Source organism: Halocalculus aciditolerans (genome assembly GCF_014647475.1).
Classification (GTDB): domain Archaea; phylum Halobacteriota; class Halobacteria; order Halobacteriales; family Halobacteriaceae; genus Halocalculus; species Halocalculus aciditolerans.
This window is the reverse complement of record NZ_BMPG01000001.1, coordinates 809,381-826,416: the sequence shown is the minus strand read 5'-3', so window position 1 is coordinate 826,416 and position 17,036 is coordinate 809,381. Positions and strand designations below refer to the sequence as shown.

Below are 17,036 nucleotides of genomic sequence, written 5' to 3'. Positions count from 1 at the left end.
TCCTCGGCCTCTATGTAGTGTCGTTACTAAACCACAAACCGTGGACCGTATATCTGTATCTAGTTGCGGTATTACTTGGGATTGCCGTCAGTGGATGGAAATTACTCCAAGGCCGAAAATCGTAGCCCATCGCGGATATAACGAGCGAGGAGACGACCGTTCAGCTGTTCGCTCCTCATCGATGTAGACGTTCACTCGTCGGGTGGTGTGATTCAAGGAGACGTCATGCAAGTCTTACTGAATGGGGTAGAGGGCACTGTCTAGTTGGGTCAGTTTGAGAAGTGAGCAGGTCGTTGAGTAACTTGACTAGAGATGCTCGCAGACCTGCTCAGCGAGAGCGATGACGCGGATTTAGAAGAAGCTTGGGAGAACGAGCCGACGGTGACGTTGACGAGAGCGGAGCGCTCGTTCGCACCCAGAAATCGAAGATCTCTGGGGACACCCGTCAGGGCGTTCGCCGCCACCCTCCACGAAACCTGTTGTTCGCTTCGTGATATGAAAACGATTCTCGCGGAATTAGGCGTTGAACGCTCACATAGAGCGGTTTGGAACTAGGTATATCGGATCTCTGATAGCGCCTGCGACCCGCCGACGCTCACGAGAGCGGAGCTCTCGTGTGCCAACCAGAACGCTTTGCGTTCTGGTGACGGCGAAGCCGTCAAGGGTCGCCGTTGACGAGACCGCTATCGGGATTAACGGCGAGTGGTCTTGGTTGTACACTGCAATAGACATCGAGACGAAACTGATTCTCGACGTCGAGTTGTTCGGTCGGCATGGCACCGATCCGGCGGCTGCGTTCCTGCATGGTCTCCGCGGGAAACACGATCTCTCCGATACGGTATTTCTGACCGATAGATTCGGCTATCAGACTGCCCTTGCTCGATTAGGGTTGAACGCTCGGGTGGACGGTACCGACCGGAACCTTATCGAAAAGCGGTTCGACACGCTCAAAATGCGTATCGACCGTTTCCATAACTCGTGGGTGGGCAGTCGGTCGAGCGTCCGCGAATGCCTTGAACAGTTTATGCACTACTACAATAAACAGAGACCGCATCAATCTCTCGGTGGAAAAACGCCAGCTGAGGAGGTGCAGAACTAGACAGTGCCTTCTGGCTAAATGAGTTCGGAAAACGAAGAATTCGGTCCGGTCGAGCGATGGTTTCTTTGAGTAGTTTTGTGGATCGTAGTCACTTGTTTTGGAGTGATATCGTGAACCACCATTTCGCTTCTTCCGCAGTGTTGAACGTGGCCATTTCACTATTCCCTGACTCTTTGAACAGTTTAAATGGAACTGCGAATTCATACTCTCCTTTCGGGAGGTATGACCTGTTCTGTGGGGCGTCCCAAATGCGGAGACGTTTAGTCGTCGCCTCACCAGGATCTAACTCAAACCGATTAATTGATGCCTTCTGTGCAGGCACCTCGTTAAGATGCCAGGGCTGTCCCTTACTCGGATTCTGAGGATTCCTATTGTCGATAGGAAGAAGAACCAGCCTGTTTTCCCCTTCCGACCCGATGATCGGCCCGATAACTGGCTCTGCTCCCGTTGAAAAGGAATGTTTTTCTTTGCTGGAATTAACCAAAACAATCCTCAGATCGCCTGGCTCAGTAGCCGTGATCACATCCTGAACCAGTTCAATCCCTACTGTAAGTCCGATACTCTCTATTACCGAGTTGTCGTTTTGTATCGTTATCGTTCGTTGCATAGTATTTGTTCCCTTATTGGACAGTGAATCGGTTCTTGAAGGGCGGTCCAGTAATTTTGGGGTAGTCACCCCTAATCCGCTAATACCAAGGAGGGACAGAAACCGTCTACGGCTAGTCATACATTTTATGGACCGCATCATTTAATAAGTTTTCTGCCAGTGGGAGGGCAGAAGACGGATTGTAACTCCTATCAACACCCGTTGAAGTACCCGATATCGTAGTTTTGGTTGTTAGCCATTGCCTCAGCTGAGTAACCCAAGGTCCGGATTGACTCGTGAATTCGTCATCGTACTCGACCTCCTCATCGACTGGAGTCGTGACTGATTCGCCGAACGCGTCCACGTACGCGGGCTGATCGTCGAGGCGCGCGAGCTCTGCCTGATGCGTCGTCACCCACTCAACTAACGAATCCATCTCGTCCTCGATCCGGTGCGTATAATCGAGAATCGTCTGGCACGCGTGCGTGATTCCCTGCCGGTCCATCCGCCGGACTACGCGCCCCCACGCGTCGTGATTCGGTACTCCTTCCGGACCGCGGTCTCACCCAGGTTCATCCCGGATGTGACGAGCCCGTGACTCTGCGCCTCTGCGAGTCGCTGATTCAACGTCGATGAACTGATGGTTAACTCCGCTTCCAGATCCGTGAATCCAAAGCCATCCGCTGAACGCGCGAAAAACGGGAATCGAAAGTCCGAGTCTTACTCGATCTGCTCGCGGTACTCCTCGGGCGTGAGGAGGGCGTCGACGGTGTCTTCGGGGACGTCGTCGAGTTCGAGCATCCAGCCGTCGCCGAAGGGGTCGTCGTTCACGAGCTCGGGCTTGTCGTGGAGCGTGTCGTTCGTGTCCGCGACCGTCCCGGAGACGGGGCTGTAGAGGTCGCTGACGGCCTTGATGGATTCGACGACGCCGAACTGGTCGTCAACGGTGAGTTCGTCGCCGTCGTCGGGGAGTTCGACGAAGACGACGTCGCCGAGTTCGTCCTGCGCGAAGTCGGTGATGCCGACGCGGCCGTCGGCGGGGCGGTACCACTCGTGCGATTCGAGGTAGTAGCAGTCGTCGGGAACGTCGAACATGGTGTGTTAGAGGAACGGGGGGGTCGTGATTTCTGCGGTCTTCTCCTCGCCGCGGATGACGACGGTGACGCCCTGGCCGTCCTCGGCGTACCCGGTGTCGATGTAGCCGAGGCCGATGGGCTGGTCGAGCGTCGGACTCATCGTCCCGGAGGTGAGTTCGCCGATTCGCTCGCCGTCAGCTCTGACTTCGTAGCCGTGGCGGGGGACGCCGCGTTCGGTGAGTACGAGGCCGGTGAAGACCTCGTCCGTGCCGTGTTCGAGTTGGTCGGCGACGACGTCGCGGCCGGGGAAGTCGTGGTCGACGTCGACGGCGAAGCCGATGTCCGCCTCGACGGGCGTTCGCGGGTTGGTCTCGGGGTCGAAGTCCTGTCCGGAGAGGAGGAATCCGTACTCCTGGCGGAGCGTGTCGCGCGCGCCGAGCCCGCAGGGTCGGCAGTCGAGCGCGTCCCAGACGGTCTCCGCGTGCTCGGCGGGGAGGACGAGTTCGAAGCCGTCTTCGCCCGTGTAGCCGGTGCGGGCGACCCAGCACTCGACGCCCGCGACGTCCGCGTACTGGGCGCTGAATCGGGAGAGCGTGGAGAGGTCCGCGTCGGCCAGGTCGTCGACGAGTCCGGGCGCGTCCGGGCCCTGTACGGCGAACATCGCGTACTCCGCGGTGACGTTCTCCACCTCGGCGGCGAGGTCCCACTCGTCGCGGTGGTCGGTCCACCGCCGATACATCTGGTCGTCGTGGCCGGCGTTCGGCACGAAGAGCAGGTCGTCGTCGTCACTCTCCGGGAGGCGGTAGACGACGGTGTCGTCGAGCATCGCTCCCGCGTCGTTCGTGATGGCGGCGTACTGCGCGTCGCCGTGGTCGAGCGCCGAGACGTCGTTCGACGTGAGGCGACTCGTGAGTTCGTCGGCGTCCGGGCCGCGAACCCGAATCTCGCCCATGTGGCTCACGTCGAACTTTCCGGCTTCCTCGCGGACAGCGGCGTGTTCGGCGCGGATTCCCTCGAACTGGACGGGCATCTCCCAGCCGCCGAAATCCGTGAACGTCGCGCCGTCCGCCTCGTGCGTGCCGCGTAGTGGCGGCGTCCGTGCACCCATACCCGTGGGTCGAACGCCGGCACCTAATGGCTTTGCTATCAGGCCGGCTCGATGACGATCTTCCCGTCCTGCTTCCGGAAGACGATCTGGTCGCCGACTTCGACCGAGTCGCCGTCGGCTTCGAACTCCTCGCGCACCGCCTTGATGAGACTCATCCGCCACCTGTCTGTCACTTTCGTCGTGCCGAGAATCCGGTCGTCACTCATTACCCGGGAAGTGCGGGTCGGCACTATTATCGTCTCGTAGCTATTTCGACGAAATAGTCAATGTCGTCGCAGACGGGATGGATCGGACGCCGGCTCGTGTTCGAAGCGGGACAGCCAGCCCGCAGCGCCCGCAGCGCACGCGACACCTCCGACGCGGGCGACGGATTCGGCGGACACGACCGACTGTGTTCGGCCGTCGTCTACTCCGCCGCCGACGGCCGGTGGTTCGTCCACTACCGAAGCGACGACGTCGTCGACGCGACGCGCGCCGCGGTCGTGCTCGTGTTCCGGGAGCGGCCGGCGGAGGTCTGGCTCCCCGAGGCGACGGCGGCGTGTCTCTGCGAGCGCTGTTCGCCGGCGCTCGCGTCGACCGTCGTCGGCGTACTCGACTCGGCCTGCGCGAACGTCGGTGCGGAGTTCGTCCGCGCGGCCTCGCCGTTCTACGCGGCGGAGAGGTAGTCGTCGAGAGCCGCGACCGGGTCGCCGGCGACGGCGGTGCTGTCGCAGGCGGCGCACTGAAGGGAGAGCGAGACCGCCGGCGGGTCGTCGACGCCGAGCGAGACGGTGTGTTCGATGGTGAGGCGGAACGCGGACCGGTTACGGCAGTTCTGGCAGGCGAGCATGGTCGGACCGGCTGGTGTGTTCGGTGGCCGGCGACAGTCGGTAGCCGCGCTCTCGGTTATGAATCCTCGGCCGCGGTCTCGGGGTCGTCGACGTCGAGGCCGTACTCGCGGGCGCGTTCGCGCCAGAACTCCTCGAACCCCTCGCCTTCGCCGGAGACGGTCGTCTCGCCGCTTTGAACCTGGTCGAGTTTGAGGTTGACTTCGCGGAGGAGTTCGTCGCCGACGTCGTCGGAGATGATGCCGCGACGCATCGCGTCCATCACCGCGGATTTCTCCTGTTTGAGGACGCGGCGTTCGCCGGCGAGCTGTTGTTCGTGGCGGAGTTCCGGGTGTTCGCGGAGGAGCTGGGTGATGGCGGTGGCGAGCGCCTCGCGTTCCTCGCGGTATTCGCTCGTGAACTCGTCGTAGACGTCGCCGGGGAGGTCGCCGCGGCGTTTCAGTCGGTCCGCGGCGTCGAGGGCTTCGTCGACGGCGCGGGCGCGCCCGGAGAGGAGCTCGTAGAGCTGTTGGGATTCGCTGCGCGTGACGACGCCGAGGAAGTCGAGGTAGCGCGACATCGTGAGGCCCTGAACGACGAGGCTGAAGGCGGCGACGCCGAAGACGAGCGCGCGGAGCTCCGTCCGGTAGGGCGTCTCCGGCGGGAGGCCGAGGACGAGCGCGATGGGGATGGAGGCGTGGAGGCCGGCCCACCAGAGGACGTGCTGGTAGTCCCATTCGACCGTCGTGTCGGTGACGCGGTTGACGACGGCGAGCGTGGGGTAGAGGCCGGCGGCGCGCGCGACGAGGACGAGCGGGATGGCGACGGCGATGATGCCGGCGTGGTCGACGAGCTGGGAGAGCGGCGTCTTCACGCCGATCATGATGAAGATGAAGGTGTTCGCGAGGAAGCCGCCGGTCTCGAAGGTGTTGAACACCGTAATCTTCGTCTGCGGGCTCATCGCGTATTCGACGGCGCGGTTCCCGATGAAGAGGCCGGCGACGACGCAGGCGATGACGCCGGAAACATGAAAATAGTGTTCGGCGAGGAGGAAGCTCCCGTAGGCGAGGATGAGTGCGAGGACGGTCTCGGTCATGTGTTCGTCGAGGTTGTACATGACGCGGTAGACGACGTATCCGCCGGCTAAGCCGACGAGCGCGCCCCCGATGGAGACGTAGAGGATTTCGACGGCGACGTGCCCGAGGACGCCGGGGTTGAGGAGGTCAGAGAGCGCGGTAGTGGCGACGTCGTATTCGGCGATGAGGCCGAGGACGACGGTGTAGAGGACGACGCCGGTGCCGTCGTTGATGAGGCTCTCGCCCTCGACGAGGACGCTCAGTCTGTCCGGCGCGCCGAGCTCCTTGAAGAGCGCGAGGACGCTGACGGGGTCAGTGGGGAGGATCATCGCGGCGAAGAGGAGGGCGACGAGGGCGGGGAGTCCGAGGGCGGACGCGCTGACGACGCCGAGAACCGCGACGGAGACGAGGAGACCGAGGACGGCGAGCGCGATGATGGGCGGGAAGTTCCGGCGGAACTGCTCGAGCTCCGTGTTCGCCGCGCCCTCGAAGAGGAGGGGCGGGAGGAGGACGAAGAGGATGATGTCGTGGCTGATCGGGATGGAGAGTTCGGTGCCGACGCCGAGCGCGGACGCGCCGAAGCCGGCGATGAGGAGGGCGATGGTGTAGGGGAACCGGCCGACCTTCGCGACGAAGACGCCGACGCCGGCGGCGATGATGAAGATCGCGATGAGGTCGATGAGTTCCTGTTCGACGCCGGTTGCAGCCATGGGTGGTCGAGAGAAGCGGCGGGTGACACAAAGACGTTGGTGCCTCGGCGAACGCGAGCGGTCGACGCAATCGCTCGGAGGGAGACGCGGTTCCGGCGGCGGGAGCGGTGTAAGCGCGCGTGGGCTTCGGTCGAATTGTACGGGAGTGGAACGGTACGGTTTTGCCCGCGTGTACCTGAAGGCGTCCATGGAGATACTCCGGCGGTTCGTCGACACGAACGCGCGTGTCGGCCTGTTCGTCGACGGGCCGAACGTTCTCCGCGACGAGTTCGATACGGATTTAGACGACGTTCGGGAGGTCGCGCGAGAGCACGGGAACCTCTCGGCGACCCGGCTCTACTTGAACGAGCACGCGACGCCCGGGCTGATTCAGGCGGGTGAGGCGCGGGGGTTCGACGTGCGCGTGACGAGCGGCGACGTCGACGTGAAGCTCGCGGTGGACGCGACGGAGCTCGTCGTCGAGGGGCAACTGGAGGTGCTCGCGGTGGCGTCGCGGGACACGGATTTCAAGCCGGTGGTGGAGAAGGCGAACCGGCACGGGCTGCGGACGGTAGCAATCGCACCGGGGGAGCACGGGCGGTCGGACGCGCTCGTGAACGCGGCGGACCACGCGGTCGTTCTCTGAGCGCGGGTATCGAGCCGCGAAACCTGGAGAGCCTTTATCGGAATACGTCGTCTCTTGCTCCGCATGTCTCAGACGATAGACCGTTCAGCGGGCGGGAGCGCGCCCGTCGCGGTGGAACGGAGCGTCGAGCGGAAGGAGGAGGGGGTCACGGTCACGTACCACGTCGCGGTCGCCGCGACGGAGGTCGCGGGGCTGCGAATCGTGCAGCCGCTCGCGGGGGACGCGGCGGTGCGCGACGTCGGCTTCCACCCGGAGCACGGGCCGACGGCGTGGGAGCAGTCGGACGACGCGGTCGTCTTCGATGTCGCGGCGGACGGCGAGACGGACGTGATTCTCGGCGTCGCGGGGGACCGCGACCGCGTGCTCCCCGCGGACGACGACCCGAAGGTCACCGCGCTCGACGTCGGCGTCGACGCGAACGCAGGAGAATTCCTCTTCGGCGACCCCTTCGAGACGTCGGGGTGGCTCGGCGGCGTGCGCGCGCTTCTCGGCGGCGGTAGCGAGGAGCCGGACGTCGACATCGTCGAACGCGACAGCGGCGCGGAAGACGCGGCGAGCGCGGCGGACGCGGACACCGCCGAGGCGGACGCGTCGGCCCCGCGAGGTGGACGCGAGGAGTCCACGACGACTATCGAGACGGAGGACGGCATCGCCATCGAGACGGCGGAGCCCGCAGGCGAATCCGAAGCGGTGGCGTGGGAGGACCTCGACGACGCCGTCGAACGCGTCGACGCCGAAGCCGAATCCGCGGCCGACGAGGCGGCGGAGGCCGACGGCGAGACGACGGCCGGAGACGAAACGGACGCGGCTGACGACCCGGACGACGAGGACATCGTCATCGAAGCGGCCGAAGCGGTCGATTCGGACCCGGACGCCGAGGCGGAGCCGGGAACCGACGGCGAGCCGAGCGACGCGGAGGGCGCAACAGCGGAGGGAGCGATAGGGGGCGGTGACGCGCGCGAGACGGTCGACGAGACCGGTGATGCGGCGGTCGAATCCGCCGAGGACGCGGACGGCGAGTCGGTCGTCGACGAGTCGGTGGCTGAGCGGCTCGCGGCGGAGGTCGAGTCGGGCGAGGTGAGCGAGGAGACGCTCGAAGTGCTCCGCGAGTACGTGCGCGCGGAGGATGCCGCGGCGGACGTTCGGCTCCGCCACCTCCAGTCGCGGATGAGCGACTTCGAGGCGTACGCGGACGCGCTGGAGGAGACCATCGAGGCGCACGGGACGGCGTCGCCGTTCATGGACGAGACGGCCGCGCGGCTCGACGACCTCGACGACGCCGTGGAGTCGGTCGAAGCGCGCGTCACTGAGCGAGAGGACGCTCACGACGACCTCGCGTCCCGCCACGACGACCTGTCCGAGGACGTCGCGGCTCTCCGGTCGTCCGTGGACGCGCTGGAGCGCGAGGTGGCGGACGTGCGGAGCAGCCACGAGACGCGGTTCCGACGGCTCGAAGACGACGTCGACATGCTCGCGACGGACGTCCGGGAGGCGCGCGAATCCCTCGAAGGCGACGTCGAGGAGCTGGAGGCGGAGCTCGCGGAGATGCGGGATTTCCGGGAGAACCTCTCCGCGGCGTTCTCGACCGGCGGGAGCGACGAGTAGCCCGCCGGGCGGCGAAGCGTAGAAGTCCCCGGCGGGAGTCGGTTTTTCTATGGCGTATCAGACGGCGAGTGCGAGCGACGTCGAATCGGTCGTGGACGAGGAGTACGGCGGGATGTGGTTCCTGAAGGAGCCGCTGGAGGCGAGCGAACTCGGCGTGAGCGTCCTCGAACTCGAACCGGGCGCGCGCGGGATGGAGCACGACGAGAGCGGGACGAGTCAAGAAGAGGTCTACGTCTGCGTGGACGGTGAGGCGACGTTCGAGATCGCGGGCGACACCGTCACAGTCGGGGAGAACGAGGCGGTCCGGGTGGACGCGGAGACGACGCGGCAGGTGTTCAATCGCGGCGAGGAGCGCCTGCGGCTCGTCATCGCGGGCGCGCCGACGAGCGCGGACGCGTAGTCGCCGCAGGTCGGGGCTGGCGTTCCGACTGACTCCGACCGGTTTTTTCGCGCTCGGCGAGTAGCGGGCGTATGCGTGACCTGGGGACGCCGGTGTTGGACGACCACCTCCACCTCGATAGAGACGGGAAGGGCATCGAGGCGGCGCGGGAGTTCGCGCGGAGCGGCGGGACGCACCTGCTCGTGGTGAACAAGCCGTCGTGGCATCTCGGCGTCGAAGCCGAGGACGGCGCGGACTTCCGGGCGGTCTTCTCGGCGACGCTCGCTCTCGCCGCGGACGCCTCGGCGGAGCTTCGCGGGCGGGCGTGGCCGGTGCTCGGCGTGCATCCGGGCCTCGTCTCCCGACTCGTCGACGACCGCGGGTTCAGCGCGGACGAGGCAGCAAAACTGATGAAGGCCGGGTTGGACGAAGCGGCGACGTACGCGGCGGACGGCGAGGCGGTCGCGCTGAAGTCCGGGCGGCCGCACTACGACGTGAGCGACGACGTCTGGGCGGCGTCGAACGAGGTCCTCCGGCACGCGCTCGAACTCGGCGCGGAGACCGGCGTCGCCGTGCAGCTCCACACCGAACACACGGACGACCTCACCGAGGTCGCCGGCTGGGCCGAAGACGCCGGCCTGCCGCCCGAGCGCGTCGTGAAACATTACGCCACCGGCGAGCTCGCCGGCGTCACCGGCTCCGTCATGAGCGAGAAGGAGTACCTCACCGACGCCATCGACGCCGGCGACCCCTTCCTCATGGAGACGGACTTCGTCGACGACCCCGACAACCCCGGGATGGTGCTCGGCCCGAAAACCGTCCCCCGGCGGGTCGCCTGGCTCCGAGAAGAGGGCTTCCACGACGCCGTCGAGCGCGCGCACGTCACCACGCCCGAGCGCGTCTACGGCGTCGACACCGCGGGCACGCTCGACTAGGCGAGGGAAAGAAAGGTCTTTGAAGCGGCGGGGCGGGCGTATACGTATGAGCTCCGCCGAGGAGGAAGCCTACTCCGAAGAACGCTGGCAGAACTGGCTCTCCCGACTAGAGGACGAAGAACTCGACCCCGAGGACGAGGACTCCGCGCGCCTCCTCCTGAACCTCCAGGACGACGTCGCCATCGCCGTCGCCAAAATCGTCACCGACTACGACGACGACGAGATCGAGCAGGAGGACGCCCTCGAAGAACTCGCGGACATCCGCGAGGTCGTGCTCGCCGAACCCGACATCGAGGACGAGGAGACCCTCATGCTCGTCGACGGCGTGCAGACGAGCCTCGTCGCCGTCTTCTACTCCGCCGAGCAGTACGTCGGCGACGGCGTCGCGGACGAAGCCAGCGTCGAAGAGTACGTGCAGGCCGCCGCCGGCGCGGAAGCGGACGAGGACTTCGACCGCGCGCTCGGCCTCGCCGCCTGCGCCGGCACCCGCATCATCGACGGCGACGACCTCGACATGAGCGTCACCGAAGACCTCGAGTACGGCCTCGTCACCGAGTGGGTGAACGGCCTCGACAGCCTCCAGTCCGCGCTCGCCCAGCCCGAAGTCATCGAAGACGACGAGTAACGCTGACCAGCGCCGCGCCCGACGGGTTTTAACTGCCAGCGCGCGCAACTACACCCGTGAGACTTCGGGACGACACACGCGGCGTCACGGTGCAAGTCGGAGCGATCCTCCTCTTCGCCGTCCTCGTCGTTCTCCTCTCTATCTACCAAGCACAAGTCGTCCCCACCCAGAACGAGGGCACCGAATTCCAACACTCGCAGGCCGTCCAGTCGGACATGGTCGAGCTGCGGAACAACCTCCTCAAGACCGCCGCGTCCGGTAATTCGTATCCGACAGCAGTCGACCTCGGCGCGCGGTATCAACCACGGATCTTCTTCGTGAACCCGCCGCCGGTGACGGGACAGCTCCGAACTGGTGCGGCCGGGAACGTCACGATAACCGGTGCGACAGCCACCGAGAGTGACGCCGCCGACTACTGGAACGGGAACGAGCGGAACTTCACGACGAAGCCGCTCGTCTACCGGGCGAGCTACACCTACATCGACTCGCCTGACGTCCGATACTCGAACTCACTCGTCTACCGGAACTACACCCAGCAGAACGCGCAGATCGTCGACGCCGACCCCTCCATCGTCGACGGGAACCGGCTCACGTTCGTCACGCTCACCGGGAACTACTCGCAGAGCGGCGTGCGCACGAGCACGCTCGACTTCCAGACGAAGAGCACCGCGATGAAGTCGACGCAGGTGACGGCGGATAGCGAGATGACGATTCGCCTCCCGAGCAGCCTCTCGGCCGACCGGTGGGAGTCCCTCCTCGGCGACGACTACGACCCGGACGGAGCGGACGGAGCGACGGACGACGCAGACGGCCACGTCGTCGACGTTACGGAGGACGGCTCCCGAATCGCGCTCACGCTCGAACCCGGAACGTACACGCTCCAGATGGCGAACGTCGGCGTCGGAACCGGCGCGGACGATCCGCGTCCGTGGTACGTCGTGAAGCAGTCCGGAAACGGCTCGACAGTTGCCGAAGACGGCACGCAGACGCTCGTCGCCGAAGTCAGAGACAAGTACAATAACCCCTATTCCGGTCAGACCGTCCACGCGGAAATCGTGACCGCGAAAGGGAGCGGCGAGAGCGTCACTCCGACAGACGAAAGCGGCGTCGACGGCGACGCCTCCTTCACCTACAACGCCCCCGACAGCATCACCGGACAGGAGAAGAAAGTGAACGTCTCCGTCTGGTTCGGCTCCGACACCCTCTCCGGTGAACCCCGGCAGAAGGCCTTCTACGACCTCACCGTCCGGAAAGGCGGCACCAGTGGTGGTGACGGTGGCGGCGGTGGTTCGACGTCGGCCTCACAGATCGACTACAACTATGACGCTTCGCCGTACAACGGGGAGAGCGGAATCCAGTTTAGTATCACGAACACGGGTAACGACTCTGTGGAAGTGACGGACGTGATGGTGAACTCCTCGGCAGCGGATACGATATACGAGAGCAGCGGTGGGAACAACCACGAGATCATGGTCGGGTCCGGCTACTACGACTCTGGCGACCAAGCGAAAGGGAGAGACGCCTACCGGCTTGAGACGAAAGCACCGCTCATTCGACCGGCAACGGTTGCACCGGGAGCAGACTCCTCGGTGAAACTCTACTACTTCTACGACGGGGGTCGAGAGACGAACATGCAGTACGAGTCGGTGACGGTTCACCTCTACTTCGATGACGGGTCGGAGAAGACTATCCAATTCACGAACGGTGGGTACTAAGCCCAAGCTCTGGCGCGCCGGCACCCAACAATCGTCGAAACCCCTAATCGACAGCTCCATATGGGCGTTTCGTGTATGTGCCGGGTATGACCGCAGTCGGCATCGACGCCGTCGAAATCTGGACCGGAAAGTTGAAACTCGATCTGGCGGAGACGTTCGCGCCGGAGATGGGTGACGACCCGGCGAAGTACACGAAGGGGCTGGGGCTGGAGGGGTCGTCGTTCCCGGACGCGTACGAGGACATCGTGACGATGGGCGCGAACGCCGCGCATCGGCTGATGGAGCGGAAAGACCTGGACCCGGACGACGTGGGTCGGATCGACGTGGCGACGGAGTCGGCGTTCGACAACTCGAAGCCCGTCTCGACGTACATCGCGGGGTGTCTGGAGCAGGTGTACGAGGGTGATTTCCACCACGCGAACAAGGGCGAGCGGAAGTTCGCGTGTATCGCGGGGACGCAGTCCATCGACGACGCGTACAACTGGATCAAGGCGGGGCGGAATCGCGGGCGCGGGGCGATCGTCGTCGCGTCCGACACCGCGCTCTACGCGCGCGGCGACGCCGGCGAGGCGACGCAGGGCGCGGGCGCGGTGGCGATGTGGATTACGGAGAACCCCTCGCTCGTCGAGCTCTCGACGGAGCAGGGGTACGGGAGCGCGGACGAGACGGACTTCCTCAAGCCGAACCAGCAGTTCCCGTCCGTCGACGGGAAGCGCTCGGTGCAGGTCTACCTCTCGCGGATGCGCGAGGCGCTGGAGGACTTCGAGAGCGTCGCGGGCGAGACGCATCCCGACGACTACGAGTACATCCCGTTCCACACGCCGTTCCCGGGGATGGTGCGGAAGGCCGCCGTACTCGGCTACCGCCACATGATCCGCGGCACCGACGCTGAGGAGGCGCTCACCGACCGCATCGGCCCGCAGCCGCGCCGCGACGACTTCGACTCCCGCGAGGCGTTCGACGACGCCATCCGCGACTACATGGACGACCTCAAAGAGACCGAGGAGTACCGCGAGTGGTACGGCGAGACCATCGAGCCGACGCTCTCGATCAGCTCGCAGGTCGGGAACTGGTACACCGGTAGCGTCCACATCGCGCGGATGAGCGCGCTCCGCGCCGCCGCCGAAGCCGGCGACGACCTTACTGGTGACAAGCTCCTCGTCGGCTCCTACGGCTCGGGCGCACAGGCCGAAATCCACGAAGAGACCATCGTCGACGGCTGGGAAGAGGAAGCGCTCGCCACGAACATCGACGAGCAGATCGAGCGACGCTACGACATCTCCTTCGACGAGTACGAGCAGGTCCACGACCGCCACAACCACGACAAACGCACCGAACTCGAACCGTTCACGCAGCCCGACGGCGAGTTCGTCTTCGACGGCTGGGGCCCCATGAACGAGCGGAAGTACACCTTCGTCTAGCCACTTTTTCCGCTGCATGGGGTCGCTTCGCGACCCTATTCGGCAAAAACTTGGAAAAAGCACTCCCCTCAGTCGTCGGCCTCGCGCTCGCTTTGCTCGCGCGAGTGAACCGCTCGCTCAGGTTCTTGGCGGGACCTCCGGTCCCGCTTGCCCGCACTCACTCCGTTCGCGCGGACTTCGAACCGTTCGCTCGCGGACGCTCAGCACCGTGGTTTGTGAGGGTGGCATCGAGAACTCTCAGACGCGCCTCTGCGTGATAGGGCAAGCGTGAGGTTAGAAGGGTTACGTATCGATTGCCGAGGCGGAATCGCTCGACAGGTCGAATAGAGCCGACGTGTTTGTAGCTATTATTCGCAAGTTAGCTGCTTTTCCCCGATAATCTCACGTCGGTAGATTCGATATCGGATACGGTTCCGAGACGCCACTTCTGAAGGTAGTACGAGAATGTAGGTCGTTCCGGTTCGTGCTCTGCTGCAGTGACGCTCATTTGATAGGAGAGGGACTGTCCGTTCACCTCTTGTTCATCAAGTACTACTTTCGTCCCGCTCTCTGATAGACCCACAACCAGCACGAGACAGTGCGTATCGAAGTTCGTCTGCCGGTACTCTGCCGGATGTAATAGCATCCCCCAATTGAGAGCCGATGCTTCGCTTTCGGTATCGAAAATATAGGCCCGCGCAAGCGGCTTTTCTGCTTGCAGATCTGGTTGCTCGGGGTAGAAGACCGCCCCCCTCCGGAACTCGATACCTCTGTCAATCTTTGGCTGGACCCGAACGATACTCGTGCATCCTGAAAGAAGAAGCGCAGACGTTGTCGCTCCAGTGAGTACAGTCCGGCGGGAGGGCATCGTGTGGTAGTTTACGGGGTTTGTACAAGTATCTAACCCGCATCTCGGGGGAGTGGTGCTAACGTACCGAGCGATCGTTTCGGCGGTCGTCGCCGGTAGAACGCGCAGCCTGTGAGCGAGCGGCCCGGAGTCACGTAGGCGCGTGTAACCTGAAGGTCCACAAGTGATAGGTGGCCGTGCTCGGAAGGTTGGCGAATGACCACTGTCGTCGTGACGCGGCACGGTGAGACCGCGTGGACGCGGGAGGAGCGCATTCAGGGCTGGGCCCCGGTGGCGATGACGGAGGCGGGCCGCGAGCAGGTGCGGGCGCTCGGTGTGGAGTTGGGTCGGCGGTACGACGTCGACCGGGTGCTGTCCTCGGACCTCCGTCGGACGGCGGAGACGACGGAGCTACTTCGCGACGACGTCGACGCCCCGGTGACGTGGGACGAGGCGTGGCGGGAGCGGGATTTCGGGGTGTTCCAGGGCCTGCTGGCGAGCGCGTGGTTCGAGCGGTTCCCCGCGTACGATCTCTGGGAGAACGGAATCGACGCGGCGCGAGAGACGCCGGAGAGCGGGGAGAGTCTCGTCGACCTCCGGGAGCGAATCGTCGCGGCCTGGGAGGGGCTCCTCGACGACTGCGGCCCGGACGAGACGGTCCTCGTCGTCGCGCACGGCGGCCCGATTCGCCTGGTTCTCGGGCACGTGAAGGGCCTCGACGTCGCGGCGTCGATGGAGCAGACGCAAGCGATGTGCGCCATCAACGAGTTCGACTACGACGCCGAGACGGAGGAGACGCACATCGTATGCGAGAACGAGACTGCGCCGCCGACGGACGGGCGGTAGAACTGTCGTCGACGGGCGTGTCGCAGATGGCGGGGGAGTGCGCTTCCGACGTGCCCGTAATCGACCGCGGGGTTATCCGAGTGGAGGCCCCAGGGTACACGATGGCAGACGACAAGAGCGGGCGGCGAAAGCAAGCGCAGGACGCAGAGAGACGCCAGCAGGAGCGAGAGATCGCCGAAGAGGTAGAACGGGGAGACGAACCAGAGCCGCCGGTGGAGGCGTCGGAGCTCGGCGATTTCGAGGCGGAACTCGAGTCCGTCGAGTTCCCGGCGTCCGGGGCGGACATCGTCGCGCAGCTCGGCGACTACGCGGTCCAGTCAGTCGAGGGAAGCTACGCGATTCGGGAGGTCGTCCCGGAGACGGAGAAAGAGGAGTTCGACTCCCCGGCCGCCGTGCGAGTGCAGATCCGGCGGCCGACAGTCGCGGCAGCGATGAAGCGAGTCGTGGAGGCCGGCGAGACGCTTCGGAACACGGAGTTCAGCTGGTCGCAACGCAGGGCGTACGAGCAGACGTTCCGAGAGCTCGAAGCGATCGACGCCGACGACGACGAGGGAATCGCAGTCGTCAGTGATTGGGTCGTCGACCGGATTCACGAGGATGAGACGCTGCCGTCGTCTCGCGCGGTGCGACGACAGGCGGCGAAGTTCTGCCGGACGAACGGGTACGAGGTCCGAGCCGACGAATGGCTCGGCATCTAACTCGGCGGTGACACGCCCCGCGAGCGCTCCGGCATCGCCGCCGCGGAGCGCGTTCGGCTCGTCGATCGGTCGGACGGACCGGGTGACGAGACGCAGGGGCGACTTCCGGAAGGCGTTCCGCTAGAACTGCTGGAGGGCGTCGAGCACGTCGTCGACGGGCGTGTCGCAGATAGCGAGCGAGTAGTCGTCGCGCTGGGCGAGTCGGGGGGCGTGTTCCCAGAGGTCGTCTTCGTCGAGGCCGTGGAGGAGGACGGCGTTCGGCGTGGGGTTGACGACGCGGAGGGCGACGAGGGGTGATTCGCCGCGGGTGACGCCCGTGAAGGCGAGGACGCGATTGGTGCTCTGGCCGTAGAGGCGGTAGAATTCGTCGCTGGAGAGCTTCGTGATGGCCTGGATGGAGTTGATGACGGTGTGGCCGTTGACGGTGTCGCGGCTCCCCTCGGTGACCTCTTTGGCGTCGATGGCGTCGTAGACGTCTCGGAGGGGGACGCTCGTCGAGTATTCGCGGAGGTCGTGGACGACGTCGCTGGCGAAGCCGGCGGAGACGACGCGGGCGTACTGGCGGATGCGGTCGCCGCCGCGCCGTTCGTCGATGTCGAGGAGGGCGTTGACGAGGCGGGAGACGAGGTCGATGCCTGGCGACGCGCGACGGCCGCTCTCGTAGTCGGAGATAACGCTCGAGGAGACGTCGAGTTGGGTGGCGAGGTCGGTCTGTGAGACGTCGAAGTCGGTGCGCCACTTGCGGAGGGTGGCTCCGGGGTCCTCGGAGAGCGTCACGTCGCCCGCGATTCGTTCGGCGAGCGCGTCACGCGGGTCGGTGTCCATACAGGCTGTGTGCGGCTACTCGCCCTAATGCGTATCGAAACCAGGGTTCGACACGTGCCGAACGCGAAGGGCTTA

18 protein-coding genes and 1 pseudogene are annotated in these 17,036 nt (G+C 64.8%); 11 read left to right on the top strand and 8 right to left on the bottom strand.

The window, feature by feature from the left end; translation table 11 throughout:
* Nucleotides 1–312: 312 nt before the first annotated feature.
* A pseudogene (locus tag IEY26_RS04190) lies at nt 313–1,099 on the top strand (IS6 family transposase).
* Nucleotides 1,100–1,187: 88 nt separating this feature from the next.
* Here the strand turns inward: IEY26_RS04190 and IEY26_RS04185 are convergent.
* The 4 genes from IEY26_RS04185 to IEY26_RS04170 all read right to left on the bottom strand — a co-directional run bounded on the left by IEY26_RS04185 (nt 1,188) and on the right by IEY26_RS04170 (nt 4,075).
* Nucleotides 1,188–1,706 (bottom strand): hypothetical protein, encoded by a 519-nt coding sequence (locus IEY26_RS04185; RefSeq protein ID WP_188976142.1) that lies wholly within the window; start codon nt 1,704–1,706, stop codon nt 1,188–1,190.
* A 699-nt stretch (nt 1,707–2,405) separates the two neighbouring features.
* Nucleotides 2,406–2,780 carry a glycine cleavage system protein GcvH gene (gcvH, locus tag IEY26_RS04180; RefSeq protein WP_188976140.1) on the bottom strand — a complete coding sequence of 125 codons (375 nt, stop codon included), beginning with the start codon at nt 2,778–2,780 and terminating at the stop codon, nt 2,406–2,408.
* A 6-nt stretch (nt 2,781–2,786) separates the two neighbouring features.
* Nucleotides 2,787–3,869: a glycine cleavage system aminomethyltransferase GcvT gene (gene gcvT, locus IEY26_RS04175; protein WP_188976138.1), complete on the bottom strand. Its 1,083-nt coding sequence runs from the start codon at nt 3,867–3,869 to the stop codon at nt 2,787–2,789.
* A 38-nt stretch (nt 3,870–3,907) separates the two neighbouring features.
* Complete coding sequence (locus tag IEY26_RS04170) at nt 3,908–4,075, bottom strand: hypothetical protein (RefSeq protein WP_188976136.1); 168 nt, start codon at nt 4,073–4,075, stop codon at nt 3,908–3,910.
* Nucleotides 4,076–4,135: 60 nt separating this feature from the next.
* Here IEY26_RS04170 and IEY26_RS04165 point away from each other — a divergent pair, with 60 nt between their 5' ends.
* On the top strand, nt 4,136–4,534 hold the full coding sequence (locus tag IEY26_RS04165) for a hypothetical protein (protein ID WP_188976134.1): 399 nt from the start codon (nt 4,136–4,138) through the stop codon (nt 4,532–4,534).
* Here IEY26_RS04165 and IEY26_RS04160 read toward each other — a convergent pair.
* Both IEY26_RS04160 and IEY26_RS04155 read right to left on the bottom strand, forming a co-directional pair.
* A complete protein-coding gene (locus IEY26_RS04160) occupies nt 4,516–4,698 on the bottom strand; it encodes a hypothetical protein (protein ID WP_188976132.1) in 183 nt (60 codons plus the stop codon). The genes IEY26_RS04165 and IEY26_RS04160 overlap by 19 nt on opposite strands.
* A gap of 56 nt (nt 4,699–4,754) precedes the next feature.
* The gene (locus IEY26_RS04155; protein WP_188976130.1) at nt 4,755–6,461 is read right to left on the bottom strand and encodes a cation:proton antiporter; all 1,707 of its coding nucleotides are present in this window, start codon (nt 6,459–6,461) and stop codon (nt 4,755–4,757) included.
* 187 nt (nt 6,462–6,648) lie between these two features.
* Here IEY26_RS04155 and IEY26_RS04150 point away from each other — a divergent pair, with 187 nt between their 5' ends.
* From IEY26_RS04150 to hmgB, 7 genes are all read left to right on the top strand, one after another.
* Nucleotides 6,649–7,086, top strand: coding sequence for an NYN domain-containing protein (locus tag IEY26_RS04150; protein WP_188976128.1), 438 nt, complete (start codon nt 6,649–6,651; stop codon nt 7,084–7,086).
* 63 nt (nt 7,087–7,149) lie between these two features.
* The gene (locus IEY26_RS04145; RefSeq protein WP_188976126.1) at nt 7,150–8,691 is read left to right on the top strand and encodes a hypothetical protein; all 1,542 of its coding nucleotides are present in this window, start codon (nt 7,150–7,152) and stop codon (nt 8,689–8,691) included.
* Nucleotides 8,692–8,740: 49 nt separating this feature from the next.
* Nucleotides 8,741–9,091 carry a cupin domain-containing protein gene (locus IEY26_RS04140; protein WP_188976124.1) on the top strand — a complete coding sequence of 117 codons (351 nt, stop codon included), beginning with the start codon at nt 8,741–8,743 and terminating at the stop codon, nt 9,089–9,091.
* A gap of 71 nt (nt 9,092–9,162) precedes the next feature.
* Entirely contained in the window at nt 9,163–10,005 is an 843-nt protein-coding gene (locus tag IEY26_RS04135; protein WP_188976122.1) for a TatD family hydrolase, read from the top strand.
* A gap of 46 nt (nt 10,006–10,051) precedes the next feature.
* Complete coding sequence (locus IEY26_RS04130; protein WP_188976120.1) at nt 10,052–10,630, top strand: DUF2150 family protein; 579 nt, start codon at nt 10,052–10,054, stop codon at nt 10,628–10,630.
* A 56-nt stretch (nt 10,631–10,686) separates the two neighbouring features.
* Complete coding sequence (locus tag IEY26_RS04125) at nt 10,687–12,345, top strand: hypothetical protein (protein ID WP_188976118.1); 1,659 nt, start codon at nt 10,687–10,689, stop codon at nt 12,343–12,345.
* Nucleotides 12,346–12,431: 86 nt separating this feature from the next.
* Nucleotides 12,432–13,766, top strand: coding sequence for a hydroxymethylglutaryl-CoA synthase (gene hmgB, locus IEY26_RS04120; protein ID WP_188976116.1), 1,335 nt, complete (start codon nt 12,432–12,434; stop codon nt 13,764–13,766).
* A gap of 358 nt (nt 13,767–14,124) precedes the next feature.
* Here hmgB and IEY26_RS04115 read toward each other — a convergent pair whose 3' ends face one another.
* Nucleotides 14,125–14,613: a hypothetical protein gene (locus IEY26_RS04115; RefSeq protein ID WP_188976114.1), complete on the bottom strand. Its 489-nt coding sequence runs from the start codon at nt 14,611–14,613 to the stop codon at nt 14,125–14,127.
* Nucleotides 14,614–14,808: 195 nt separating this feature from the next.
* Between IEY26_RS04115 and IEY26_RS04110 the strand changes: the two genes are divergently transcribed.
* Together IEY26_RS04110 and IEY26_RS04105 are read left to right on the top strand one after the other, a co-directional pair.
* Nucleotides 14,809–15,438 (top strand): histidine phosphatase family protein, encoded by a 630-nt coding sequence (locus tag IEY26_RS04110; protein WP_188976112.1) that lies wholly within the window; start codon nt 14,809–14,811, stop codon nt 15,436–15,438.
* A 101-nt stretch (nt 15,439–15,539) separates the two neighbouring features.
* Nucleotides 15,540–16,136: a DUF5789 family protein gene (locus IEY26_RS04105; RefSeq protein ID WP_188976110.1), complete on the top strand. Its 597-nt coding sequence runs from the start codon at nt 15,540–15,542 to the stop codon at nt 16,134–16,136.
* A gap of 120 nt (nt 16,137–16,256) precedes the next feature.
* Here the strand turns inward: IEY26_RS04105 and IEY26_RS04100 are convergent, their stop codons facing one another.
* Nucleotides 16,257–16,961 (bottom strand): helix-turn-helix domain-containing protein, encoded by a 705-nt coding sequence (locus IEY26_RS04100; protein WP_188976108.1) that lies wholly within the window; start codon nt 16,959–16,961, stop codon nt 16,257–16,259.
* Nucleotides 16,962–17,036: the final 75 nt, after the last annotated feature.